Raw genomic sequence first — 24537 nt, forward strand, 5'->3', positions numbered from 1 at the left:
ATACCCGAAAATTAAAAAAAATTCTTACAGTAAATCACCAGCTTAGCGGCCAGATCGGACTCAGCTGCCTGACGTTTCGTCCAGGATTGCGCATGGTGCTGCCAGTCAGGCAGCGCAGCCAGAAGGGATTGCCATGAGGCCGCAGTGAATCCTTCCAATCCATCCTGGTTCCATGCATGGTGCGCGGACGTCATACTCTCCATCAGTGCTGTTGGGCAGTTATCCGTATAGCGGCGCAGAAAAGCCTCAAGCTTGCCAAGGTGGGCGTCTTCCTCCTGCCGGTACGGTTGCCAGATCATGGGTTTGCCAGCCCATAGCGCGCGAATCCAGCTATCCTCTCCGCGCACCAAATTGAGGTCGCAGGCCCAGAGCAATTGGTCGTACTCGGCTTGTGAGAGAAAGGGGATGGTGACGATCTTGAGGTTGCCGTGATTGTTGTTGGATGCATGCCAATGGATAGCCCGGTTTGCCAGTGGCCCTTCCGAGATGATGCAGAGCACGGCGTCTTGGCACTGAGACATGGCTGTAAGCAGAGAATCCACCGGCGCGTGAGGGTAGCAGAACAGGCTGACGGTGTAGGCATGCTGCGGCGAGATGCCTAGCGATTGCCAGAAAGTTGCTTGTCTCGCAGGACTTTGCTGGAAGTGTTTGCGCTGTTCCAGTAAATGGCGCTCGCGCAGCAATCCGCCGGAAGCCGCGCTGAAACCAGGAAAGAAAAAATGCTTAGTGAGACCCAGTTGAGGGTGGACAGATTGGCCTGCGTGGAAGTTGTCCACCCAGCTTTCCGCGCTCAGGTATTCAAGGTTGATCCATAGCGGGCGCGCATGCTGCATCGCGTGCAGGTAGGTATCGGGCAGTTCGCAGGCAAAGGCCTCGATGACCACCTCGGGAATGCCCACTTCCGGGAAAGGCATCGTCCAGTGGCGGATTTCCACGCAGCTGATTTCCTGTATTTCCAGCGCGGGGTTCATCCCGTGGATTAACTTTGCTGCAATATCAGGATGGTCGATCCAGAGCCTGACGGCCAGCCCATGCTCGTTTGCCAGTTGCCTCGCAAGACGCCAGCAGACGCCAATATCGCCATAATTATCGACAATGCTGCAGAAGATGTCCCAGCGCGAGGACATGGTCATTCCGTGCTTGGTGATCGGTAACTGACATCCACGACTTCGTAGCTTTCCTCGCCCGCAGGGGTTTCCAGGCGGATCACGTCGCCGGGCTGCTTGCCGAGCAGGACACGCGCCAAGGGGGATATCCAGCTGATATAGCCCTTGCCCGGGTCGAGCTCGTCCTGGCCGACGATGCGGTAGCGGTGCTCGGTATCCTTGTCGATGGAGTAAAGCTCTACCCAGGCGCCGAAATAGATTTTCTCCAGCTCCTGCTGTTGCGCCGGGTCCACGACCACGGCGATATCCATGCGCTTCATGAGGAAGCGTAGGCGGGAGTCGATCTGGCGCAGGCGTTTCTTGCCATAGATATAGTCGCCGTTCTCGCTGCGGTCGCCGTTGCCGGCCGCCCAGGAGACGTCGCTGACGACCTTGGGGCGCTCGATTTTATACAGTTGATCGAATTCGTCCTTGAGACGCGCGTAGCCCTCAGGAGTGATGTAGTTTTTCTGGTCTGCCATAGGCTACGCAAGGTAGGGATGCGGGCGCCGCTTGTCAAGCAGGGCATGCGGATTTCGCATCAGGCCATGACGCGCCGAATCAAGTAAAATCCGCTAGATGAAAACCCACCTGATTCTCTGCACCACGGCGCGACTGGCCCGCGCATTGCAGCTTGACCATGCCCGTAAACAGGCGGCCAGCGGGCTGAAACAATGGCCTGTGCTCAATACCCTGACCGTCGGCCAATGGCTGGACGGCCTGTTCGAGGAAGCCATGCTGGTCGGGGAGCTGGAGATGCAGCAAGTGCCGCAAGGCGTGCTGGGTAGCGTGCAGGAGCGCATGCTGTGGGAAAGCATCATCAAGGATTCCTTGCCTGCTGATGTCTCGGGAGAATTGTTCGATATCAAGGGCATGGCCTGCCTCGCGCAGGAGGCCAACCACTTGCTGCAAGAGTGGCGGCTGCCGGTGCCAGATGCAGGACACAGCGAAGAAACCCGGCAGTTTCTCCATTGGCGCCGCGCGTTTATCTCGCGCTGCAAACAGGAAGGCTGGATGGCGCCTGCGCAATACCTAGATTGGCAGATCGCCATGTTGGTCGATGGCGCCGGGCAATTGCCGGGGGCTATCGCCTTTGCCGGATTTGACCGTATCACACCTCAAATGGCGCAATTGCAGCAAGTATTGCGGCAGCGCAATGTGGATGTGCAGCGCCATGAGACCGGCCTATCTGAACCTGCCCGCGCTGCGCGAGCCTTGCTGGCGGACCGGGAGGCGGAATGCCGCGCGGCTGTGGCCTGGGCCAAGCAGAATTTGTCGGAAATCCCCGAGGCAAGAATTGGTATCGTGGTGCCCGAGCTGGCCGCGCTGCGCGCGACACTGGCGCGCATGCTGGACGATGCCTTGCATCCGGCATGGGTGCGGCCCGCCATGGTGGAAGCGCCGCGGCAATATGACTTTTCCCTGGGAGAGCCTTTGCAGCGAGAGCCGGTCGTCCGCACCGCGCTGGCATTACTGCAATTCTTCAGCCAGTGCCGACACCAGGACAGGGTGGAGCAGCAGGAGTTCTCGCAACTGTTGCAGCAGCCTTACTGGTCGTATGCCCTGACCGAGGCGGATACCCGCGCTCAGCTCGATGCGCGCATGCGCGAGCGCCTGCCGTTGTCGGTGAGCATGTCGCGGTTGCAGCGTTTCATCCGGTGCGAAGCCCACAACGAGCAAGCGCCTTTGCCGCTGCATGGCTTGCAGGCGCACATCACGGCGGCGCTGGCGATCCTGCAGGCGCAGGTTGGAAAGCAGCAATTGCCTGGCGCCTGGGTCGAGGTGATGCGGCGCGTGCTGGAGGCGCTGGAATGGCCGGGCAGGCAGCGTAGCTTGTCCAGCTTCGAGTACCAGTCCATCCAGGCCTTCGACAAGTCGCTGCAGGCCTTGGCGGCGCTGGACGTGTTGCAGCAGCCGGTTTCGTTCAGCCAGGCGCTGACCCGGTTGCGCGAGCTGGTGCAGGAGCAGATTTACCAGCCCGAGGCGGAGGGGGAAGTGCGCTTGCAGGTCATGGGCATGCTGGAGAGCGTGAGCGAGCCGCTGGACAGCTTGTGGGTGATGGGCATGAACGACCATCTCTGGCCGCCGCCGCCGCGTCCCAATCCGTTGCTGCCTGCCGCCATGCAGCGCCAGCACGGAGTGCCGAATGCCGATAGCGCAGCACAGGCGGCTTTTGCCCAGGCAGTGCATAAACGCCTGCTGCGCAGCGCGCGTCAAGTGATATTCTCCAGCGCAGCCAAGGAAGGAGAACGCGAGTTGCGCTTGAGTCCGCTGGTGCAGGATATTCCTTTGATTGAAATCTTTGCCAATACCAGTCCAAGCATGGTGCAGGTGATGGCTGCGCAGCATGCCGAAATGCAATGGCTGGATGACCACTGCGCACCGCCGGTGGAAGAGGGAGAGCATATCTCCGGCGGCACCGGGCTGCTCAAGGCGCAGTCGATCTGTCCGGCTTGGGCCTATTACCAGTACCGCCTGCATGCGCGCGCGCTGAAGACGCCGGTCAACGGGCTGGATGCGGCGGAACGCGGCACCCTGGTGCACCTGGTGCTGGAACATTTCTGGCGTGGGCGCGGCCTGCATGATTTGCAGGAAATGGACGAGGCGCAACTGGAGCAATCGCTCGCCAGCGCTGTGCAGGCTGCCCTGGCCATCTATATGGAAACATGCGACGAGGAACTGAGCGAGGCATTTGCCGGGCTGGAAACCATGCGCCTGACGCGGCTGCTCAAGGGCTGGTTGGCGTTGGAGAAAATACGCGAGCAGCCGTTCACCGTACTGGCGAGCGAGCAAGAGCAGTGCATTACCATCGAAGGCGTAGAAATCCGGCTCATCATTGATCGCATCGACCAGTTGGAAGACGGCAGCCGCATCGTCATCGACTACAAGACCGGGCGCAAGCCTGATACCCGCAATTGGGCGGAAAGCCGGATCACCGAGCCGCAATTGCCGGTGTATGCCGCCTTTGTGCTGTCCGCGGAGGATCCAGCGGACAAGGCCGGCGAGGTAGCGGCGATTGCATTCGGCATGGTCAAGCTGGAAGAGCATGGCTTTGCCGGGCTTGCGCGCGAGGCGTTGTTGCCGGACATGCCGATGCTGGACGACAAGAAAACCAGGGAGAGTTTTCCCGAGACGGATTTCCCGGATTGGCCCAGCGTATTGGCGCATTGGCGCGCCAGCATCATTGCCGTGGTCAATGAACTGAAGCAGGGAGAGGCGGCAGTGAAGTTGCAGGATGAAAAAGAACTGAAATATTGCGAAGTGCTGCCTTTGTTGCGCTTGCCGGAGCGCAAATTGCAGTTCGAGCGCATGCAGCAGGGGGAAGCATCATGAACCAACCCCTGGATTTGCTGGAACTGGACCGTAGCAGCCGCGAACGCGCGCTCGAGCTTGCTTCCTTCATCGTGGAAGCACCTGCGGGCGCGGGCAAGACCGAGCTGCTCACCCAGCGGTTCCTGCGGCTGCTCACCACGGTATCCGTGCCTGAGCAGATCATTGCCATCACCTTCACCAACAAGGCGGCAGCCGAGATGCGCGCGCGCATCCTCGATAGCCTGCTGATGGCGGCCAGCGGCGAGATGCCGCAAGCCGCGCACAAGCAGCAGACCTTCCGGCTGGGCGTGGCGGCGTTGCAGCATGCCGCGAGCCTGGATTGGCAATTGCTGGACAACCCTTCCCGATTGCGCATATTCACCATTGACTCGCTTTCCGGCCACCTGGCGCGGCAGATGCCGCTGTTGAGCCGGTTCGGCAGCCAGCCTGCCGTCAGCGAGGATGCTGCGGCGCACTACCAGCTTGCCGCGGAACGCACGCTGGCATTGGTAGATGAGGATGGCTTGGGCGAAGCGGTGCGGCTCGCGCTGGGCTATGTCGATAACGATGTGCAGAAGCTCACGGCCTTGCTGGTCGACATGCTGGGCAGGCGCGACCAGTGGCTGGACTACGTCAACCACGGCGATTTGCAGCAGGCTGCCGAGCGAGCGCTGGAGCATTTGATCGGCCAGGACGTGCACGCCGCCGCTGCCGTTTTGCCGCAGCGCGTGCAAAGCGCCCTGATGCCCGTGGCGCGGTATGCCGCCAGCAACCTGGCTTGCGATGTGCCGCAGGCCTTGCTGCTCGATTGGGAAACTTCGCTGCCCGTAACGCCGCAGGCATTGCCGCTCTGGCTGGCGGTATGTGATCTGCTGTTGACCGCGACAGGCTCGCTGCGCAAGACGGTCAATGTGAAGAACGGCTTTCCGCCAGGAGCGGAAGCCAAGCCATATAAAGAGCAGTTCGCCGAAGTGGTGGCGACCTTGCAGCAAACGGCCGGGGCGGAAGCCGCCTTGCAGCGCCTGCGCAGCCTGCCGGTGCGGCAGGACGAGCAAGCTTGGCGGATGGTGGCGGCGCTCGCGCAATTGCTCAAGATTGCTGCGGCGCAACTGTGGGTAGTGTTTCAGCAGGCGGGCGAAGTCGATTTTGTCGAGATCTCGCAGCGTGCCTTGCAGGCATTAGGCGGCGAGGACGAGGCAGCAAGCGACTTGGCCATGAAGCTCGACTACATCATCAGCCACCTGCTGGTGGACGAATTCCAGGACACCAGCCCCGGCCAAGTCAAGCTGTTGCAGAAGCTGACGCAAGGCTGGATGCCGGGCGACGGACGCACCCTATTCGCCGTGGGCGACCCCATGCAGTCGATCTACCGCTTCCGCAAGGCCAATGTCGGCTTATTCCTCGAAGTGGCCGCCGAAGGCATAGGCGGGCTCAAGCTGGAGCGGTTGCAGCTTTGCCGCAACAACCGTTCTTCCCCGCAGGTGGTGGACTGGATCAACGCGACCTTTAGGCAAGTGTTCCCTAAGCAGGATAATGTGGTGCAGGGCGCGATTCATTATCGCGAATTTGTGGCGACGCGCGAGCCGGAAACAGGGGCGGGTGTCACCGTGCATCCGCTGGTGGCTGGTGAAGATGAGGATACCGAAGCCTTGCGCATCCGCGAGGCTAGGCGCGTGGTCGGTATCATCCGCGATACATGGGCGGGCAAGCCGGAGGCGAACATTGCCGTATTGGTGCGCGCACGCGCGCACCTCGAAACATTGGTGGCGGAAATCCGCCGCCATCATCCCGATCTGCATTTCCAGGCAGTCGAAATCGAGCAGCTTGCCGGACGTCAGAGCGTGCAGGACTTATTGGCACTTACCCACGCCTTGCTGCATCGTGCCGACCGCGTGAATTGGCTGGCGATATTGCGCGCGCCTTGGTGCGGGCTGACGCTGGCCGACCTGCATGCGCTGGCGGGCAGGGAGCGCTACCGCACGGTCTGGTCCTTGCTGAACGATGCGCAAGTGCTGGCAGGCCTGAGCGAGGATGGCCGCGAGCGCGTCCGGCACCTGGCGCAGGTGCTGACAGAAGCAATGATGCAGCAGGGCCGCATGCCGCTGAGGCGCTGGCTGGAAAGCACCTGGCTGATGCTGGGTGGCGCGCAGTGCCTGTGGCAGGCAGGCGATGTCGCCGATGCGGAGGCGTTCTTCGCCACGGTGGAAGCGCTGGATCAGCAGGGGCGTTTCAGCCTGGAGCGGCTGGTGCAGGAAGTGGACAAGCTCTATGCCGCGCCGGACGTGGAGGCCAATGGTCAGTTGCAGTTCATGACCATCCACAAATCCAAGGGACTGGAGTTCGATACCGTCATCCTGCCGGGGCTGGAGCGGCGGCCAAACAACGGCAACACGCCTTTATTGTTATGGGAGGAAGTGGCCGTGGAAACCGCGGCGGGCGTCAGCACCGAGCTGGTGACGGCGCCATTCATTCCCAAAGGCGCGGCGGGACGCGACGAACCCAGCCCCTACAGTTATCTCAAGATGCTGGAGAAGGAGCGAGCGGACAATGAAAGCGCCCGCGTGCTCTATGTCGCGGCGACCCGCACCGAACGCCACCTGCACCTGCTTGGCAGCGTTACCCTCAATGCCAAGGGCGAGCCTAAGCCTGCCGGCGGCACCTTTCTTGACCTGCTCTGGTCGCAAGTAGAAGGCCGATTCACGGAAGCAGCAGCGCAGGCGGATGAGCATATAACAGGCGCAGTGCCAGCACCGTCGCTGGCTGACTTCATCCCCAAACTGGTCAGGGTGGCGCAACCGGCCATGCCGTCGATCTATGCCGAAAACCGGCACGAGACCGTTTCAGCCGGACAACTTCATGGCGATGCGATATTGGGCAGGCCGGCCGGGCTGGAAGCGCATATCGGCACGCTGGCGCATCGCTATGTGGAAATGATGGCCGCAAAGCCGGAGCTGGACGACTGGCTGGCGCGCTTACCTGCCCTCAAGCCTGCCATGGCGCGCTGGTTTGTCCGGCAAGGCCATGCGCATGAAGTAGCCAAACAGGCTGCAATCCAGGTCACTGCGCTGCTGGAATTGACCCTGAACAGCCCGGACGGGCGCTGGGTGCTGGCAGCGCGGCCGGAAGCCGCCGCCGAGCTGGCGATCGGGCATGTGGACGATGCCGGGTTCCGGCAGCAGATCGTGGACCGCTGCTTTGTCGAACATGGCGAACGCTGGATCATCGACTACAAATCCACCCGCTTGCCTGCCGACGCCGATATGGAAGCCATGCGCGTTGCCGCCAGCGCCTATGCGCCGCAACTTGCCGGCTATGCGGCGTTGTTCGCCGACGAAGGACTGCCGGTGCGCAAGGCGATCTATTTCATGGCGCTGGGCAAGCTGTGTGAGTTGCCCTAAGAGCATGAATAGGCTCTTAGGCAGATTGCCATCACAGGCGAAATACATTGTCAGAATTCTGATCGAGGTGTTGAAATTCTGACAGATTAGTAGCTCTCATGGGTTGTATAAAACAATGAAAAATTGAATAGGGAGTATGGTTGGGTGCGGAAAGTATTTTTTTAACATATTGAAATAAATATAGATTTTAAATAATTTCAAATGTTGCGCATGACCTGGCAAGGGTTTGGTATAGCGGTTGCTTATAGTAAAGCGAACGCAACCCAACACAGGAAATGCAGCGATGAAAACACAATTAGGCATCTTGGCAGTATTGGCCACAATCTCCGCGCCAGCCGCTGCGGGAACGATTGACCTAGGGGTTGCCAGCAATTACAGCGCATTCGTCTTTGGCGATTACACCACCAATGGCAACTCAGTCGCAGGCGCACTTGCCATCGGTGGTAACGCCACCCTGGCGGGTAACAGCATCGCCAACGCCCAACACAATGCTTATGGCCTGGTGGTCGGCGGTGATTTCAACAAGGTCTATGGCGGTAGCGTCAATGGCAACGCCTGGATAGGCGGCAACAACGGCATCACCCAGTCATACAGTGTTTCCGGCCATGTGGATACCGCATCCACAGCATCAGCGCCAGTGGATTTTGCCGCTGCCAGGACACAACTGACCACGCTCTCCAGCGAACTCTCCAAGGTAGGCGCTACCGGCAGCTACGCAGCTAAAGACCAATGGAACCAGGCTAGCAAGGTATTTACCGCCTCCGGTTCCAATGTCGAGTTTTTCTCGCTCAATGCCAGCGAGTTCGCGAGCTTCAACAACCTTACATTCAATAGCATCGCCGCAGGCACCACACTGATCTTCAACGTGGCAGGGGAAAGCGCCAACCTGGGCTGGCAATGGCAAAGCCTGGGCAGCCAATACAACGTGCTGTTCAATTTCTATGAAGCCACCAGCGTGACCTTGAATGGTCTAAGCCTGAACGCCAGCATTCTCGCTGTGAACGCCACTATCAACCAAGGCTCTGGCAACCTGAACGGCACGATTGTCGCCAACAACTGGAACAACAGCGTGACCTTGGGCAAAGGCGGATTCGCCGCAGCCGACACTCCATTATTCGGTACTGCTGTAGCAGCGGTACCAGAACCCAGCAGTTACGCGTTATTGCTCGCTGGCATGGCCATCATCGGCTTTACAGCGACTCGCCGCAAAAGGACATTGACCGACAAATAAGGTCATACCATCTGAATCCCGGGGGGGATAGAGGAGGAGAAAGGCGTGGGGTAGCATTACCCACGCTTTTTTCCTTTGTGGCGTTTGGGTTTGATATTGCCAATCGGCATGGGAGTGTTGATAGTGCGTGCCAAGAGGGATGAGGTGCGGATCCAGTATCTGTTGCAGATGTTGTATTCAGCAATATTTGTTTACGCTGCTCAGGTATGCCAGAAAACCCCGCTAGATATTCCGCAGGCTTGCTGTGTATTTAGTCTGATAACAAAGTAGTTGTGTATGCCTCCACAAGAAAGAGCCACAGAAAATGCTGGAGTCATCAGGAATGAGCGGCGGCTGCGCAATCTACAAAAGCTATATTCAATTCAGTATCATCAGTCAGAAACAATTATGGGAGCCAAGGCTCCCATAATTGTTTTTACTGGTTATTTGACTCAATGCGCCAAATGCAGCCCGCATTCGCGGTTTTCTTCGCCCTTGGTCGGGTCGAAGTAATCAAAGTTGTTTGGCAGTTTGTGTTTGGTGATGTATTCGTAAAGTTCCTTGGAAGTCCAGTGCAGCAAGGGGGCAACCTTGATCAGGCCGTCCGGGTTGAGGCTGACGGGGTCCATCTTGGCGCGCACAGCGGTATCGGTGGCGCGCAGCGCAGTGAACCAGACCTCGGGCGCGGTTTCGTTCAAGGCGCGGGCGAAGGGTTCGAGTTTGACTTCCGCCGTGAAAGCGGTATGGCGCGGGTCATCGAGCGCTGGCACTGTGCCATCCACTGCTTCGCGGTGGGCGCGTGAGCGCTTGGGCAGATAGATGGTGAGGTTGAGGTTGAGCTGCTTGGTGATTTCGTCCGCACAGCGGTAGGTGGCTTCGGTGTTGTAGCCGCTGTCCATCCAGATCACCGGGGTATTGGGCTGAATGTTGGTCACCATGTGCAAGATAACGGCTTCAAAAGGGCGGAAGTTGGTAGTGACAATGGCTTTCCTGTCCAGACTGAGCGCCCATTCCACCAGTCTTTCTGCATCGTGGCCGATGTCCGCGTTGATTTTTTCCAGATCCAGTTGCATGTTGTACTCCAGTATTGGTAGGTCGTATGATGATGCCGTCGTTCAAGTAACGTATTGTAGCAAAGCGTTGCGATGATATTGAAACCACACCCATATCTTGCATGATCTCGTATGACATGCGCCTGGTGAGAAGATAACACTTGAGAAGGAGGTCAGGGATGTTCAATGCACTATTGCAAAACCAGATCCAGAAGAGTCTGGAAGGCTTACCGGTGTCGGTAAGCTGGAATGGCGAACGGCTTGCCGGGGATGAGGATGCGAGGGTCTCCATTCTGATCAAGGATGCAAAAGTGCTGACGATCCTGGCAAAACCCACACTGGGCGGATTGGCTCGCGCCTATGTCGAGGGCTGGGTGGATTTGCATGGCAGCGCTCAGGATATCCTGTCGCTTGGGCAGGCCTATTGCGGCGCGGATGCGAGCAGCGATGCCGAGACGCGCAAGGATTGGCGCTGGTGGCGGCATACCCGCAGCCGGGATAGGCGCAACATCAATTACCACTACGATGTCTCCAACGATTTCTATGGCCTTTGGCTGGATCAGCGACGGGTCTATTCCTGTGCCTATTTCGCCGATGGTGACGAGAGCCTGGAGCGGGCGCAGGAAAAAAAGCTGGACCATATCTGCCGCAAGCTGATGCTGAAGCCGGGGGAGCGTTTCCTGGATATCGGTTGCGGCTGGGGCGGCCTCGTGATGCATGCGGTAGAGCATTACGGGGTGAAGGCGGTCGGCATCACGCTTTCCGACAATCAGTATGCGCATGTGCAGCGCCTGATAGAGGAACGTGGCTGGCAGGACCGGCTGGAAGTCCGGTTGATGGATTACCGTGATCTGCCCACAAACGAAACTTTTGACAAGATTGCCAGTGTGGGCATGTTCGAGCATGTCGGGCGCAAGAATCTCCGGCTGTATTTCGACAAGATCTACAGCCTGCTGAATACCGGCGGGCTGGTGATGAACCATGGCATTACTTCGGTGGCGGTGAAGAGCAGCGGGCTGGGGAATGGCATCGCCGAGTTCATTGATAACTATGTATTTCCAGGTGGCGAGTTGACGCATGTTTCCAAGGTGCTGGCGGAGTTGTCGCTTGCTGGGCTGGAGCCCTTGGACGCGGAAAACCTGCGGCCGCATTACGGCAAGACCTTGTGGCAATGGGTGGAACGCCTGGAGCGGCACCGTGTGCAGGCGCTTGCCATGATAGGAGAGCGCAAATACCGTATCTGGCGTATTTACATGGCTGGGTCGGCGTTTGCATTCGATCACAATTGGCTGGCGTTGTTCCAGGTCGTGGCAGGCAAACCGGATGTGCAGGGGCGCCTGGATTATCCTTTCAATCGTAGCCATATCTATCGATAACCGCTATGCTCCCGGCTTTTGCCGCGAGCGTTCCTGGCGATTGACCAGGCGCTGTTTCACTACTTATGCATCGATCCCATCTGCTGGTTTACGTACTGGCCGGACTGACCGCGCTGGCACCGTTTGCCATTGACACATACTTGCCCGCTTTCCCTGTGCTGGAGCGCGACCTTGGGGCTTCCACGGTGGAGGTGCAGCACAGCCTGACCCTGTACCTGCTGCCGTATGCGCTGATGACGCTGTTCCATGGCGCGATCAGCGATGCGGTGGGGCGCATCACGACTATCCGTTGGGGATTGAGTGTGTTCGTGTTGGCCTCCATCGGCTGCATGCTCGCACCAAATATCGAAACCTTGTGGGTGATGCGGGTGTTGCAAGGTCTGTCCGCCGGAGCGGGCAATGTGGTAGCGCGTGCCATGGTGCGTGATTTGTACCAGGGCGTGGAAGCGCAGAAGGTGATGGCCACGGTGCAGATATTGTTTGGTATCGCGCCTGCCGTCGCACCCATTATCGGCGGTTGGCTGCTTGGAGTGCACTGGCAAGCGATTTTTGGCTTTCTGGCACTATATGCGTTACTGACAGTTTGGGCTGCCGTTCACTACCTGCCAGAAACCATGCCCAAGGAGCGGCGCACGCCTTTATCGGTGGCGAACGTTTACCGCAATTATCTGATGCTGTTCAATCATCGTGAATTCAGCCTGCTGGTGGCGGCGATTGGCGCTAATTTCGCTGCCTTCTTTCTCTATGTGCTTGCCAGTCCGGTATTCCTGATCCAGCACCTGGGACTAAATTCGCAGCAATTCGCCTGGATGTTTATCCCGACAGTGTGCGGGATGGTGCTTGGTTCATGGCTGGCGCGTCGCGCGGCAGGGCGTTACAGCGCGGGAATGATATTGCGGTGCGCTTATGGTTGGATGGCACTGACGGCTTTGCTGAATCTATTGGTCAGCCTGCTGCCTTTTGTGCATGCTGCTTTGAGCATCCTACCGATTGCCCTGTTCAATATCGGCATGGCGCTAGCAATGCCGGTACTTTCTATTGCAGCCCTGGATTGCCACCCGAAAATCCGCGGCACGGCAGCTTCTGGGCAGGCATTTATGCAGATGCTGTTTTCCACCATCGCAGCAGGGTTGATCGCACCGCTGCTCTGGCATCATCCCACAGGGCTGGCGTTTGGCATGCTTGGATATCTATTGCTGGGCTGGCTGATTGTCCGGCGTAGCCAGTTGTTCATGCGCATGACATAGCGCAGGCCATGCAACCAGGCTCTTCCCGTATAATAGCGCCAGCTTCCGGAGTTTCTGCGGCTTGATCTGCCTGGCAACTCCTTTAATTTTGCCGACTGGCGCACCAACAGTTTTCGAGAGGTATTCATGGTTATCAAACCCCGTGTACGTGGCTTTATCTGTGTGACAGCACATCCCACAGGTTGTGAAGCCAATGTCCAGCAACAGATTGATTATGTGAAGGCACAGGGGCCATTCAATGGTCCAAAGCGTGTGCTGGTAATCGGTGCTTCCACCGGTTACGGCCTGGCGGCACGCATCAGCGCGGCTTTTGCCAGTGGCGCGGCCACCGTGGGCGTGTTTCTGGAGCGCGCGGGCGAGGGCAGCAAGCCCGGCACGGCCGGGTGGTACAACTCCGCGGCATTCCACAAGTTCGCCGAGGCGGAAGGGCTGTATGCCAGTAGCATCAATGGCGATGCCTTTTCAGATACCGTGAAGCAGCAGACGATCGACACCATCAAGCGTGACCTCGGGCAAGTAGATTTGGTGGTTTATAGCCTGGCTGCGCCACGCCGCACTCATCCCAAGACCGGTCATATGTATAACTCTACCCTCAAACCGATCGGCAAAACTCTGCACCAGCGAGGCCTGGATACTGACAAGGAAGTGGTGAAAGAGAACGTGATCGAACCCGCAACGGATGAGGAAATCGCCAACACCGTGGCCGTGATGGGTGGTGAGGATTGGCAGATGTGGATCGAGGCGTTGGAAGAAGCTGGTGTGCTGGCCGACGGTGCCAAGACTACGGCTTTCACCTACCTGGGCGAGCAGATTACGCACGATATCTACTGGAACGGCACTATAGGCGCGGCGAAGAAAGACCTCGACCAGCGCGTGTTGCAGATCCGCGCGCAACTGGCTGCCAAGGGCGGCGATGCGCGCGTGGCCGTGCTCAAGGCATTGGTGACGCAAGCCAGCTCTGCTATTCCGATGATGCCGCTTTATCTCTCTTTATTGTTCAAGGCCATGAAAAAGGCAGGCACGCATGAGGGTTGTATCGAACAGGTCGATGGTCTGTATCGTGACAGTCTTTACAACGATAAGCCGATTGTGGATGAAGAAGGCCGCCTGCGCGCTGACTACAAGGAACTGGCGCCTGAAATCCAGAATGAAGTGGCTGCCCTGTGGGACAAGGTGACGGATGACAACCTGTATGAGTTGACCGATTTTTCGGGTTACAAATCAGACTTCCTGCGCCTGTTCGGTTTCGGTGTGGAAGGTGTGGATTATGAAGCTGATGTGAACCCTGAAGTGCCGATCAGCAAGCTGGTGCAAGCATAGAATGCCATGAGGTATGAGGTGTATATCCAGTAGAGTAGTCTCTCACCTCATGGAAAAGAAAAAGGCCCGAAAGGGCCTTTTTTATTGATTACAGCTGATCGATTACTCAACCAACAGATCACGTTTGCCAGGTGTGCCATTGTTGGCGTCTGCATCTGGCAATGGCGCTTTGCGTGCGGAAATAGTGGGCCAGATTTCAGCGAGGCGCGCGTTGAGAGCGATGAATTCCTGCTGATCTTCTGGCACGTCGTCTTCCGCGAAAATGGCTTCGGCAGGGCATTCAGCTACGCACAAGGTGCAGTCGATGCATTCGTCCGGGTTGATCGCCAGGAAGTTCGGGCCTTCGACAAAGCAATCTACCGGGCAAACATCCACGCAATCGGTATATTTACACTGGATACAATTTTCAGTTACAACGTATGCCATTTTATTCCTCTAAGGGTCGCTGCTATTTACCAAGATAGCGACGCATTATAAGTGATATGAAACACTATATTTATTGATTTTATAGATAAGTCTATTTTGTTTCAGCGATAAATCACGCTTGTACCATCCCGGCGCCCACGGTGTTATTGGTGGCTTCGTCGATGATGATGAAGGCACCAGTCGCGCGGCTGAGTTCATAAGGATCGGCCATGAGCGGCTGTGCCAGTTTGAAGCTGATGCTGGCGATATCGTTCATCTGCAAGCTGCCTTCCACGGGCAGTTGCGTCGTGGTGTTCACGTCAATCTTGTAGGCGATATTACCGATCTTGGCCTTGGATTCGCGTGTGGTATGACGAATGATATAGGTGCGCGCGGTGGAAAGCGGGGTTTCAGATAGCCAGCACACCATGGCATTCAATTGCTTGACTGGCTCGGGCACGGAGTCGCTCTTGACGATCATGTCGCCGCGGGAAATATCAATTTCGTCTTCCAGCAGGATGGTCACGGATTGTTCGGTAATCGCGCGTTCCAATTGCGTGTTGCCCGATTGGATGGCCTTAACATGGGAGGTCTGGCCGGATGGCAGCACGGTAATGTTATCGCCGATAGCAATGGTGCCGGATTCGATACGGCCCATGAAGCCGCGGAAATCATGCAGCTCAGGATCTTCAGAGGCATGTGGACGGCAGACGAACTGCACGGGAAAGCGGAATGATTCGCTGCGCTCAGAGTGTGCGGGCGGTGCGGATTCCAGCAGTTCCAGGATGGTCGGGCCTTCATACCAGGGCATGGCGTTGCCACGCTCGACCAGCATGTCGCCATTCAAGGCGGACATCGGCACAAAGCGGATATCACGGCCATTACGCTGCAGGCCGATCTGCTCGGCAAATTCCAGATAGCTGGCCTTGATGCGCTCGAATTCCGCCTGGGAATAATCCACCAAGTCCATCTTGTTGATCGCGACCACGATGTGTGGAATACCGACTAGTTGCGCGAGATAGGAGTGGCGGCGGGTCTGGGTCAGCACACCCTTGCGCGCATCGATCAGGATGATGGCGAGGTTGGCGGTAGAAGCAGCGGTGACCATGTTGCGTGTGTATTGCTCGTGACCGGGAGCATCGGCAATGATGTATTTGCGCGTACCAGTACTGAAGTAGCGATAGGCCACGTCGATGGTGATGCCTTGCTCGCGTTCGGCTTGCAGGCCGTCGGTGATCAGGGACAGGTCCACGGACTCCATGCCGCGCTTCTGCGAGGTGCGCTCGATCTGGGTCAGGGTGTCTGCCAGGATGGTCTTGGTGTCATAAAGCAGGCGGCCAATCAATGTGCTCTTGCCGTCATCCACGCTACCGCAGGTCATGAAGCGCAGCAGGCTGTCGTTGTGGGCTACTGGATTTTCTTGTCTGGACATCTTGGTACTCTTTTCAAACTTGTGCTGGTGTTTTCACCCGGTCATCCATGATGGGTTGCCGGGGCGTCGCTTGGCTTTAGAAATAGCCTTCCCTCTTGCGTTGCTCCATGGAGGCATCCGAGGTTTGGTCATCCAGGCGGGTGGCGCCGCGCTCGGTGATGGTAGTCGTGGCGGTTTCCAGCACGATCTTGCCCACTGAGTCTGCGTCGCTGGGCACAGGGGCGGTGCAGGTGATATCGCCCACGGTGCGGAAGCGTACTTGCATGTTGATGACATCTTCGCCATTCTTGGGCCGGTTGATGACCTCGCCGCTGCTTAATGGCACATTGACCGGGACGATAGCGCCGTTACGCATGATGATGTCGCGATTATGCGCGAAGTAGATGCTGGGCAGACCGAGTTGTTCGCGCTCGATATACTGCCAAACATCCATTTCTGTCCAGTTCGAGATCGGGAAGGCGCGGATGTTTTCGCCCTTGTGCGTGCGGGCATTGTAGAGGTTCCACAATTCCGGACGCTGGTTTTTCGGATCCCATTGACCGAATTCGTCGCGGAAACTCATGATGCGTTCCTTGGCACGGGCTTTTTCCTCGTCGCGGCGCGCGCCGCCAATGCAGCAGTCGAAGCCGAATTCTTCAATCGCCTCGAGCAGGGTGACGGACTGATGTTTGTTGCGCGGCTCGTCCGGCGATTTCAGCACTACGCTGCCGCGCTTCATGGAGTCTTCCACCGAACGCACGATCAGGCGTTCGCCCAACTCTGCCGCGCGCTGGTCGCGGAAGTTGATGACTTCCTGGTAATTGTGGCCAGTGTCGATATGCATGAGTGGAAAGGGGAAGCGGCCGGGGCGGAAGGCTTTTTCCGCCAGACGCAGCATGCACAGGGAGTCCTTGCCGCCGGAGAACAATAACACTGGGTTGGAGCACTGGCCTGCTACTTCACGCATGATGTGGATGGCTTCTGCCTCCAGCCAGTCAAGATGGGAAAGAGTTTGTTGATTCAAGGTTGTCATATCAATTTTGTGCTGAAAACTGCTGCTGTTCGTCAGCTTACATCTCCAGTCAGGATTCCTAAACTAAACTTGCACTCTCAAAAAGCAGGCGGCCCGGGCTTGTATCCCAGGCCGCTTTCACTCGAATATTACTAAACCGATGACCGGTCCACACGCCGCCACACGGGTAATTGCTCATCCACCGCGCCCTGGTATGGCTGGCTGAAGTCCTGCAAGCTCGCCAGCGCATCTTCCGCGGAGCGGTCAGCGCGGATCAGGTAGCTGGTGAAGCCGCAGCGCTTGAGGAAGAACAATTGGTCGCGCAATACATCGCCGAAGGCGCGTAGCTCATTTTTGTAATGATAGCGGGTGCGCAGCAGATTGCCGATAGAGAAAATACGGCCATCGGCAAAGCGTTCCACATGCACGGCGATCAAGGGCAGGCTATTAATATCTTCGATCGCGCTGACCAGGTCTTCCAGCAACTCATGGGTGTCAAGCCAGATGCCCAGTTCGCCAGCAGCCTGACGGGCTGCAAGTTCGGGCTTGCGTTCGCGCCATACAGCCAGCGGCACCAGCACCTTGCCGGTGGCCGGGATAACGGTATTGGCGATCTGGTCGGCAGTGTAGCTGGCTTCGCCCGTGAGCTTGAACAGTACGACCTTGCCGGCCTGTTTCTTGACGACCTCTTCACCGGCAGGCATGGTGACCAATGTCCATTCGTCTGCGACGATGGCATTGTTCATGATCAAGTTGGACTGATGATCAGGCATGGGCTACTTCCTTTTTCTTCTCGCCATAAACGTGCGTCTTGAATGGGGCAACGCCAATGCGTCGTACCGTATCAATGAAGCGTTCTTCCGGAGTGCGCTCGCGCACATAGACATTGATCAGCTTCTGGATAACGCCGGGCATTTCGTCCGCAGCAAATGAAGGGCCAAGCACGGTGCCCAGGCTGGCATCATTACCTTGTTTGCCGCCCAGGGTGACTTGGTACCACTCGGAGCCGTCCTTATCTACGCCGAGGATGCCGATATGGCCAACGTGATGGTGACCGCAGGCATTCATGCAACCCGAGATGTTCAGCTCAAGTTCGCCAATGTCGTAGAGATAATCTAGATCGTCAAATTGCATCTGGATGGCTTCAGCAATCGGGATGCTCTTGGCATTGGCCAAGGCGCAGAAATCGCCGCCAGGGCAGCAAATGATGTCTGTCAGTAATCCGATATTGGCGGTGGCGAGGCCTGCTGCGCGTGCCTTTTCCCAGAGCGGGAACAGGTCGGACAGCTTGACGTCGGCCAGGATCACGTTTTGCTCATGCGATGGGCGCACTTCACCGAAGCTATATTCATCAGCCAGGTTTGCGACGATATGCATTTGCTCGGAGGTAATGTCGCCAGGCGGTTGACCGTGAGTCTTGAGTGACAAGGTCACGGCGCGATAACCGGGTTGCTGGTGCGCATGGGTATTGCGCTTGACCCAGGCAGCGAATGCCGGGTTGCTCGCGATTGCACTGTCAAAGCTGGCATCGTGCTCCGGCAGAGTTTCATATGGCATCTTGGTGAAATGCTGGCTGACCCGCGCAAGTTCCTGCTCGGTAATGGTGTTCGGGCTGTCCTTGATGTGTTGCCATTCCTCTTCTACCTGACGGCTGAATTCCTCGACGCCCAGCGCCTTGACCAGAATCTTGATACGCGCCTTATAGGCATTATCGCGGCGGCCATGCAGGTTGTAGACGCGGATGATGGCTTCGCAGTAGGTCAGCACATGCTGCCATTCCAGATGGTCGCGCACGACGGAGCCCAGGATAGGGGTGCGGCCCAGGCCGCCGCCCACCCAGACGCGAATGGCGATCTTGTCTTCCTGGTCGCGGTAGAATTCCAGGCCGATATCGTGAGCCTGAATCAAGGCGCGATCCTGCTTAGTGCCGGAAACGGCGATCTTGAACTTACGCGGCAACAGGGCGAACTCGGGGTGGAAGGTGCTCCACTGGCGAATGATTTCCGCAATCGCGCGTGGGTCAACTACTTCATCCGGCGCAACGCCGGCAAACTGGTCGGTAGTGGTATTGCGGATGCAGTTGCCAGAAGTCTGGATGGCATGCATTTGCACGGTGGCGAGCTCTGCCAGGATATCAGGCACGTCTTCCAGCTTGGGCCAGTTCAGTTGCATATTGGTACGGGTGGTGAAATGACCATAGCCGCGGTCATAACGTTTGGCGATGTCGCCAAGCTTGCGCAATTGCCTGGAGGAAAGCATGCCGTAAGGTACAGCAATACGCAGCATGGGTGCATGACGCTGGATGTACAGGCCGTTTTGCAAGCGCAACGGACGGAATTCCTCGTCAGTCAGTTCGCCCGCGAGAAAACGACGTGTCTGGTCGCGATACTGCTTGACGCGTTCATCCACGATGGCTTGGTCAATTTCGTCGTATTTATACATTTATCTATAAAATCTTAGGCTAAAACAAATTTCAAACCGATCAACAGCAGCAAGGTTGCCAGGATCGGGCGTAATATCTTTTCTGGAATCTTGGCGCTCAGGTGGCTGCCGATCCAGATACCGGGGAACGAGCCGATCAGCAGGCTGCCCAGCAATACAAAATCCACATGGCCCAGGGTCCAGTGCCCAATACCTGCCAGCGCAGTGAGCGGGATGGCGTGGGCAAGGTCGGTGCCAACCACTTTCAAGGTGCTCAGCCGTGGATAGAGCAGCAGGATGGCGATAGTGCCTAACGCTCCCGCCCCTACCGATGAGAGCGTGACCAGTGCGCCCAGTATGGCGCCGGTCAGAACTACGGCAGCTACCTGATAGCTACCCTTGAAGCGGCCCGTATTGTCGTCGTTGCCATTGGTTCCGCGCTCATGTTTTTTACGCATGACCAAGCTGCGGATCAGCAGGGCGCAGGCTGTCAGGATCAACGCGATGCCAAGCGCATAGGTAATCAGCCCGGTAATCTCCTTGCCTACGGACATCAGATGCTTGATGACGTAGATGGTTGCAAGCGACACTGGCAGGCTACCTGCTGAAAGCAGGCCGACAATCTTCCAATCCACCGATTTATGGGTGCCGTGGTGTACCCATACGCCGCCTGATTTGGTCAATGCGGCAAATAATAGATCTGTTCCCACTGCCACTACGGGCTTGAAACCAAACAGAAAAACCAGTAGCGGTGTCATCAGGGAACCGCCACCAACCCCGGTGATGCCGACGAGAAAGCCAACGGCAAAGCCGGAGAGAATGTATCCTAAATCCATGAATGAATAATCGCTGTTGCCTAGTTTGATATGCTGAGGTTGAACTAGGCCCAATAACAGCATTCTGAAATGTGCTGCATTATAACAGCTTGAATAAGAGTTTTCAGATTATGATATTCTATGAATATTCTTTTTTATTATAAAGAAATCAGCGCGAGCCAATATGAAAATTCATCAACTGCGATATGTGAGGGAGGTAGCCAGGCAGGGATTGAGTGTTTCTTTGGCAGCTGAAGCCTTGCATACCTCGCAACCTGGGGTCAGCAAACAGATCCAGTTGCTTGAGGACGAACTGAATTTACAGATTTTCAAGCGTAATGGCAAACGGCTGACCGGTATTACCGAGCCAGGCCAGATTATCCTTGATCTGGCAGACCGTGTCATGCAGGAAGTCGAAAATATCAAGCGCGTGGGAGAAGAGTTCACGCATGAGGATACTGGCACCCTGACCATTGCCACCACCCACACCCAGGCACGCTATCGGTTGCCTGCGGCTGTCAAGGAATTCATGCAGCGTTTCCCCGATGTCAAGCTGACCATTCACCAGGGTAATCCTTCACAGGTGGCAGAGCAGGTGAGGCGTGGCGAGGCGGATATCGGCATTGCCACTGAGTCGATCAGCAGTATTGACGAATTATTATGCCTGCCTTGCTATCAGTGGAATCGCTGCATTGTCGCGCCGCACGACCATCCCTTGATGCAGGAGCGGGTATTGACGCTGGAAAAGCTTACTCAATATCCATTGATCACCTATGATTTTGCTTTTACTGGCGGCTCATTGGTGAACAAGGCATTTGACGAGGCGGGCCTAACGCCGAATGTCGTGCTGACCGCGATCGATGCGGACGTGATCAAGACTTATGTCGGTCTTGGACTGGGCGTGGGCTTGCTGGCCAATATGGCGTATGACCCCAGCCGCGACGGCCAGCTGGCGATGCGCGATGTCAGTCATTTGTTCCTGCCCAGCACCACTTATATAGGTTTGCGGCGGGATGGCTATCTGCGCGGTTATGCCTATGCGTTTATTGAGCTGCTGGCACCGCACTACAATCGCAAGGCAGTGGAAGCGGAGCTGAAAACGCATGGCGAGCAACATTGAACACGTTAAGATACCTGGCTTGCTATTTTTCAATCACCTGACATTGGCAAATTGACTGACTGAAAAATTCTGGAACATAAAATGAACCCGATCCGATTGGCAAAAAGCGCAGATTTCCTTTATCTCTTACCCCGCATGGCAAACCGCCACGGCCTGATTGCAGGCGCGACCGGAACCGGCAAGACAGTGACGCTGCAAAGCATCGCCGAAAGCTTCTCACGCATCGGCGTTCCGGTGTTCATGGCCGACGTCAAGGGCGATCTCGGCGGTATCAGCCAGCCCGGCGGCGGCAATGCCAAGGTGGATGCGCGGATTACACAATTGGGCATGGACGATTTCAAGTTTGCCGGATGCCCCGTGACGTTCTGGGATGTATTCGGCAAGCAGGGGCACCCGGTGCGCACTACCATTGCCGAAATGGGGCCGTTACTGCTGTCGCGCATGCTCAACCTCAACGATGTGCAATCCGGCGTGTTGACCGCCGTGTTCAAGATTGCCGATGACAAGGGCTGGCTGTTGCTGGATATGAAGGACTTGCGTGCCATGATCCAGCATGCCTCCGAGCATGGGGCGGAATACAGCGCGCAATACGGCAACATCTCCAGCGCCAGCGTCGGCGCCATCCAGCGCGCCTTGCTGCAATTGGAGCACGAGGGTGCGGATCAACTGTTCGGCGAGCCTGCGCTCAATCTCGACGACATGATGCAGACCGATCAGAACGGCTACGGCATAGTGAATATCCTGGCGGCGGACATGCTCTTCAATTCGCCGCGTGTCTATGCCACGCTCTTGCTCTGGCTGCTTTCCGAGCTGTTTGAAAAACTGCCCGAAGTAGGCGACCTGGACAAGCCCAAGCTAGCGTTCTTTTTTGACGAAGCGCACTTGCTGTTCAACGATGCGCCCAAATCGCTCATGGACAAGATCGAGCAGGTCGTCCGTCTGATACGCTCCAAGGGCGTCGGCGTCTATTTCGTCAGCCAGAATCCACTGGATATTCCCGATGTCGTGCTCGGCCAACTTGGCAATCGCGTGCAGCATGCCTTGCGAGCTTTCACGCCACGCGACCAGAAAGCCGTCAAGGCGGCGGCGGAAACCTTCCGCGCCAATCCCGGCCTGAAAGTCAGCGAAGTGATTACTGAACTGGGTGTGGGCGAGGCATTAGTCTCGTTCCTCGATGAGCAGGGGAGGCCCACGCCTGTGGAGCGAGCCTTTATCTGCCCTCCTGGCAGCCATATCGGGCCAGTGTCGCCTGCAGATCGCGAACGGCTCATCAAGGCATCCCTGATTTATGGACATTATGAAAACAGCGTTGACCGCGAATCTGCCTATGAAATCCTCAAGGGCAGAGCCGCTGAAGCGCCAGCACCTGCAGAAGTGGAAAAAGACAGCGGGTTCGACTGGGGCAGTTTGTTCGGTGGCGGGAGCCCAGACAATAAAACCAGCAAGCCCGCAGGACGGCAATCACAATCCATGTTCGAGGCTGCTGCTAAAAGCGCAGCCCGCGTCATTGGTTCGGAGCTGGGTCGGCAGATTGCCCGCGGCGTGTTGGGCTCCATTCTCGGCGGCAACAAGCGCGGCAAATAATGCGGTGTCGCATCAGATTCAGGTAAGACAGTTTGCAGATCATCACTCAATCCGGTCAGGCCGAGCAGACCATCAACAAATCCCGTTTTGTCGCTAGCGCAGACTATTGTGCCGATGAACGTGCCGTCGCCGTGGTGTTGCGGCGGCTGGCGGCTGTGCATCAAAGCGCCCATCACCTCGCCTATGCCTTTCGCATCAAGACCCCGCAAGGCATCATTCAGCGCTTCAGCGATGCGGGCGAACCCTCGGGCACCGCGGGCAAGCCCGTGTTGCAGTTCCTCGAAGGCCGCGACCTCATCAACGTCTGCGTCGGCGTGATCCGCTACTACGGCGGCATCAATCTCGGCACCGGCGGCCTGGCACGTGCTTATGGTGGCACGGCAAAAATGGCGCTGGACGCCGCGCAGATCGGTCCTTTTGTCGAAATGCAGAAAATCCGCATTGATCTTGATTACAAACAACTCGACAACTTCACGCGGGAAATCGCCAGAATGAATGGTGAAATCCTCGACAAGGCATTTGGGGAATTTGTCACCGTGATCGCCACAGTGCCTACGAGCGAGATTCCGGGTTTGCAGCAGAAGTATGGCTGAGAGCCACTCAGCACTCTTCTGTCTTTGTTGCGCTGCTTTTTCCTACTGAGTGCTGCCTGCGGCAGCCTGACCTAGAGTCCCTCTTCGAATCTTGTTAGACACTCCAGACGTAGTTGATCGACATGCGACTGATTGAGTAGGACGGCAAGGGCAAGTTTTAGCTTGTCCGGACTTGAGGCGAGGCTGATTTCTATGCAGTCTGAGCCGCAGCTTGTTGTTTCAGTAGGTTTAGGTGAAGAGGCTGGATGATGCAGCACGGCGCGGATCGGCGTGATCCGTACCGATATGGCGGCTTGGCAATCGACAATCAACGAATAGTCTGTTTCGGATAGCGGCGACCAAACCAAACCGACAATGGGCCGGGCAAGTATGTTTCCATGCGTGCGGCTGCCGATATGGTCGATCACCGTCGCTGCCTTGCATCACCACTGCTACCTGAACCACATACGGCGTGCCTTTGCCAGTGACGGTCATCAAGTAAGAAAAGCGGTAACCCGTGATGACTTCTGCCAGGGTTTCCAATTCGATTGGGCTGCACTTGATTACTCCTCGTCGGCATGGTGCGCCAGCGCCTGGAACACCCGTTTCCACCCACCGGTGCGACTCCAGCGGGAGAGCCGGGTATGAACGACACGAAAGTCGCCTAAGCGTTCCGGCAGATAACGCCACGGGATGCCGGCACGGTAGCGATACAGTACCGCTTTGACGAACAGGCGGTTGTCTCGTGCAGTCACCTCGACATGGCCCTTGCGACCGGGCAGCAAGTGTTCGATGCGTTCCCACTGATCATCTCGAAGGGCGTAACGATGGGTCATGTGAAAAAGGGCCAGAGAGTCTACAAACACGACATCATCGCCCATAGCTGCAATCGAGGTCAGTCCATAGGCATGACCCAAAGCAAATCCTCTGCCAAAGTGCGCATGTTTTTATCGACCTTCATCAAGGAAGTCGTGCTGCAGGATAAGGGGATCGAGTTGAACTACTGGCCGGAGAAGTTGATTGCCATCGCTGGAAGCAAAAAGCTCGCTACAAACACGGTGGTTCATAGCGAGCTTCCTATCTGGCTCCCCGACCTGGGCTCGAACCAGGGACACACGGATTAACAGTCCGTTGCTC

20 protein-coding genes and 1 pseudogene are annotated in these 24537 nt (G+C 57.1%); 10 read left to right on the forward strand and 11 right to left on the reverse strand.

Features of this window, described 5'->3' with window-relative positions; all coding sequences use genetic code 11:
- Positions 1–11: 11 nt before the first annotated feature.
- Both earP and greB read right to left on the reverse strand, forming a co-directional pair.
- Positions 12–1127 carry an elongation factor P maturation arginine rhamnosyltransferase EarP gene (earP, locus tag V7Z75_RS04245; protein WP_334107356.1) on the reverse strand — a complete coding sequence of 372 codons (1116 nt, stop codon included), beginning with the start codon at positions 1125–1127 and terminating at the stop codon, positions 12–14.
- A 2-nt stretch (positions 1128–1129) separates the two neighbouring features.
- Positions 1130–1627: a transcription elongation factor GreB gene (gene greB / locus V7Z75_RS04250; RefSeq protein WP_334107357.1), complete on the reverse strand. Its 498-nt coding sequence runs from the start codon at positions 1625–1627 to the stop codon at positions 1130–1132.
- Positions 1628–1724: 97 nt separating this feature from the next.
- Between greB and V7Z75_RS04255 the strand changes: the two genes are divergently transcribed.
- From V7Z75_RS04255 to V7Z75_RS04265, 3 genes are all read left to right on the forward strand, one after another.
- Entirely contained in the window at positions 1725–4478 is a 2754-nt protein-coding gene (locus tag V7Z75_RS04255) for a PD-(D/E)XK nuclease family protein (RefSeq protein ID WP_334107358.1), read from the forward strand.
- Complete coding sequence (locus V7Z75_RS04260; RefSeq protein WP_334107359.1) at positions 4475–7855, forward strand: UvrD-helicase domain-containing protein; 3381 nt, start codon at positions 4475–4477, stop codon at positions 7853–7855. The genes V7Z75_RS04255 and V7Z75_RS04260 overlap by 4 nt, the downstream gene beginning before the upstream one ends.
- A gap of 283 nt (positions 7856–8138) precedes the next feature.
- Positions 8139–9086, forward strand: a complete 948-nt coding sequence (locus V7Z75_RS04265; RefSeq protein WP_334107360.1) for a choice-of-anchor A family protein — start codon at positions 8139–8141, stop codon at positions 9084–9086.
- A 431-nt stretch (positions 9087–9517) separates the two neighbouring features.
- Here V7Z75_RS04265 and V7Z75_RS04270 read toward each other — a convergent pair whose 3' ends face one another.
- Entirely contained in the window at positions 9518–10138 is a 621-nt protein-coding gene (locus V7Z75_RS04270) for a phosphoadenosine phosphosulfate reductase domain-containing protein (RefSeq protein ID WP_334107361.1), read from the reverse strand.
- 158 nt (positions 10139–10296) lie between these two features.
- Between V7Z75_RS04270 and V7Z75_RS04275 the strand changes: the two genes are divergently transcribed.
- The 3 genes from V7Z75_RS04275 (at position 10297) to fabV (ending at position 14060) form a co-directional block, all read left to right on the forward strand.
- Positions 10297–11493, forward strand: coding sequence for a cyclopropane-fatty-acyl-phospholipid synthase family protein (locus tag V7Z75_RS04275; RefSeq protein ID WP_334107362.1), 1197 nt, complete (start codon positions 10297–10299; stop codon positions 11491–11493).
- Positions 11494–11558: 65 nt separating this feature from the next.
- Complete coding sequence (locus V7Z75_RS04280) at positions 11559–12740, forward strand: multidrug effflux MFS transporter (RefSeq protein WP_334107363.1); 1182 nt, start codon at positions 11559–11561, stop codon at positions 12738–12740.
- A 126-nt stretch (positions 12741–12866) separates the two neighbouring features.
- On the forward strand, positions 12867–14060 hold the full coding sequence (gene fabV / locus V7Z75_RS04285; protein ID WP_334107364.1) for an enoyl-ACP reductase FabV: 1194 nt from the start codon (positions 12867–12869) through the stop codon (positions 14058–14060).
- A gap of 102 nt (positions 14061–14162) precedes the next feature.
- Here fabV and fdxA read toward each other — a convergent pair whose 3' ends face one another.
- The 6 genes from fdxA to V7Z75_RS04315 form a co-directional block, all read right to left on the reverse strand.
- Positions 14163–14486 carry a ferredoxin FdxA gene (gene fdxA, locus V7Z75_RS04290; RefSeq protein ID WP_334107365.1) on the reverse strand — a complete coding sequence of 108 codons (324 nt, stop codon included), beginning with the start codon at positions 14484–14486 and terminating at the stop codon, positions 14163–14165.
- A gap of 112 nt (positions 14487–14598) precedes the next feature.
- The gene (locus tag V7Z75_RS04295; RefSeq protein WP_334107366.1) at positions 14599–15897 is read right to left on the reverse strand and encodes a sulfate adenylyltransferase subunit 1; all 1299 of its coding nucleotides are present in this window, start codon (positions 15895–15897) and stop codon (positions 14599–14601) included.
- Between the two features lie 76 nt (positions 15898–15973).
- Entirely contained in the window at positions 15974–16909 is a 936-nt protein-coding gene (gene cysD, locus V7Z75_RS04300; RefSeq protein ID WP_334107367.1) for a sulfate adenylyltransferase subunit CysD, read from the reverse strand.
- 131 nt (positions 16910–17040) lie between these two features.
- A complete protein-coding gene (locus tag V7Z75_RS04305) occupies positions 17041–17661 on the reverse strand; it encodes a DUF934 domain-containing protein (RefSeq protein WP_334107368.1) in 621 nt (206 codons plus the stop codon).
- A complete protein-coding gene (locus V7Z75_RS04310; protein WP_334107369.1) occupies positions 17654–19330 on the reverse strand; it encodes a nitrite/sulfite reductase in 1677 nt (558 codons plus the stop codon). The genes V7Z75_RS04305 and V7Z75_RS04310 overlap by 8 nt, the downstream gene beginning before the upstream one ends.
- 14 nt (positions 19331–19344) lie before the next feature.
- Positions 19345–20145 (reverse strand): sulfite exporter TauE/SafE family protein, encoded by an 801-nt coding sequence (locus V7Z75_RS04315; protein ID WP_334107370.1) that lies wholly within the window; start codon positions 20143–20145, stop codon positions 19345–19347.
- Between the two features lie 163 nt (positions 20146–20308).
- On the opposite strand from V7Z75_RS04315, the gene V7Z75_RS04320 reads away from it, so the two are divergent.
- From V7Z75_RS04320 to V7Z75_RS04330, 3 genes are all read left to right on the forward strand, one after another.
- Positions 20309–21244, forward strand: a complete 936-nt coding sequence (locus V7Z75_RS04320; protein WP_334107371.1) for a CysB family HTH-type transcriptional regulator — start codon at positions 20309–20311, stop codon at positions 21242–21244.
- Positions 21245–21325: 81 nt separating this feature from the next.
- A complete protein-coding gene (locus tag V7Z75_RS04325; protein WP_334107372.1) occupies positions 21326–22828 on the forward strand; it encodes a helicase HerA-like domain-containing protein in 1503 nt (500 codons plus the stop codon).
- Positions 22829–22860: 32 nt separating this feature from the next.
- A complete protein-coding gene (locus V7Z75_RS04330) occupies positions 22861–23421 on the forward strand; it encodes an IMPACT family protein (protein ID WP_334107373.1) in 561 nt (186 codons plus the stop codon).
- Positions 23422–23492: 71 nt separating this feature from the next.
- On the opposite strand, the gene V7Z75_RS04335 is transcribed toward V7Z75_RS04330, so the two are convergent.
- Both V7Z75_RS04335 and V7Z75_RS04340 read right to left on the reverse strand, forming a co-directional pair.
- A complete protein-coding gene (locus tag V7Z75_RS04335; protein WP_334107374.1) occupies positions 23493–23828 on the reverse strand; it encodes a hypothetical protein in 336 nt (111 codons plus the stop codon).
- 144 nt (positions 23829–23972) lie between these two features.
- Positions 23973–24236 (reverse strand): annotated as a pseudogene (locus tag V7Z75_RS04340) (transposase); the annotation flags it as partial.
- A 72-nt stretch (positions 24237–24308) separates the two neighbouring features.
- Here V7Z75_RS04340 and V7Z75_RS04345 point away from each other — a divergent pair.
- Positions 24309–24524 carry a hypothetical protein gene (locus V7Z75_RS04345; protein WP_334107375.1) on the forward strand — a complete coding sequence of 72 codons (216 nt, stop codon included), beginning with the start codon at positions 24309–24311 and terminating at the stop codon, positions 24522–24524.
- Positions 24525–24537 lie beyond the last annotated feature (13 nt).

Origin of the sequence: Methylobacillus sp. (genome assembly GCF_036844465.1) — a bacterium.
In the GTDB taxonomy this organism is placed as follows: Bacteria; Pseudomonadota; Gammaproteobacteria; order Burkholderiales; family Methylophilaceae; genus Methylobacillus.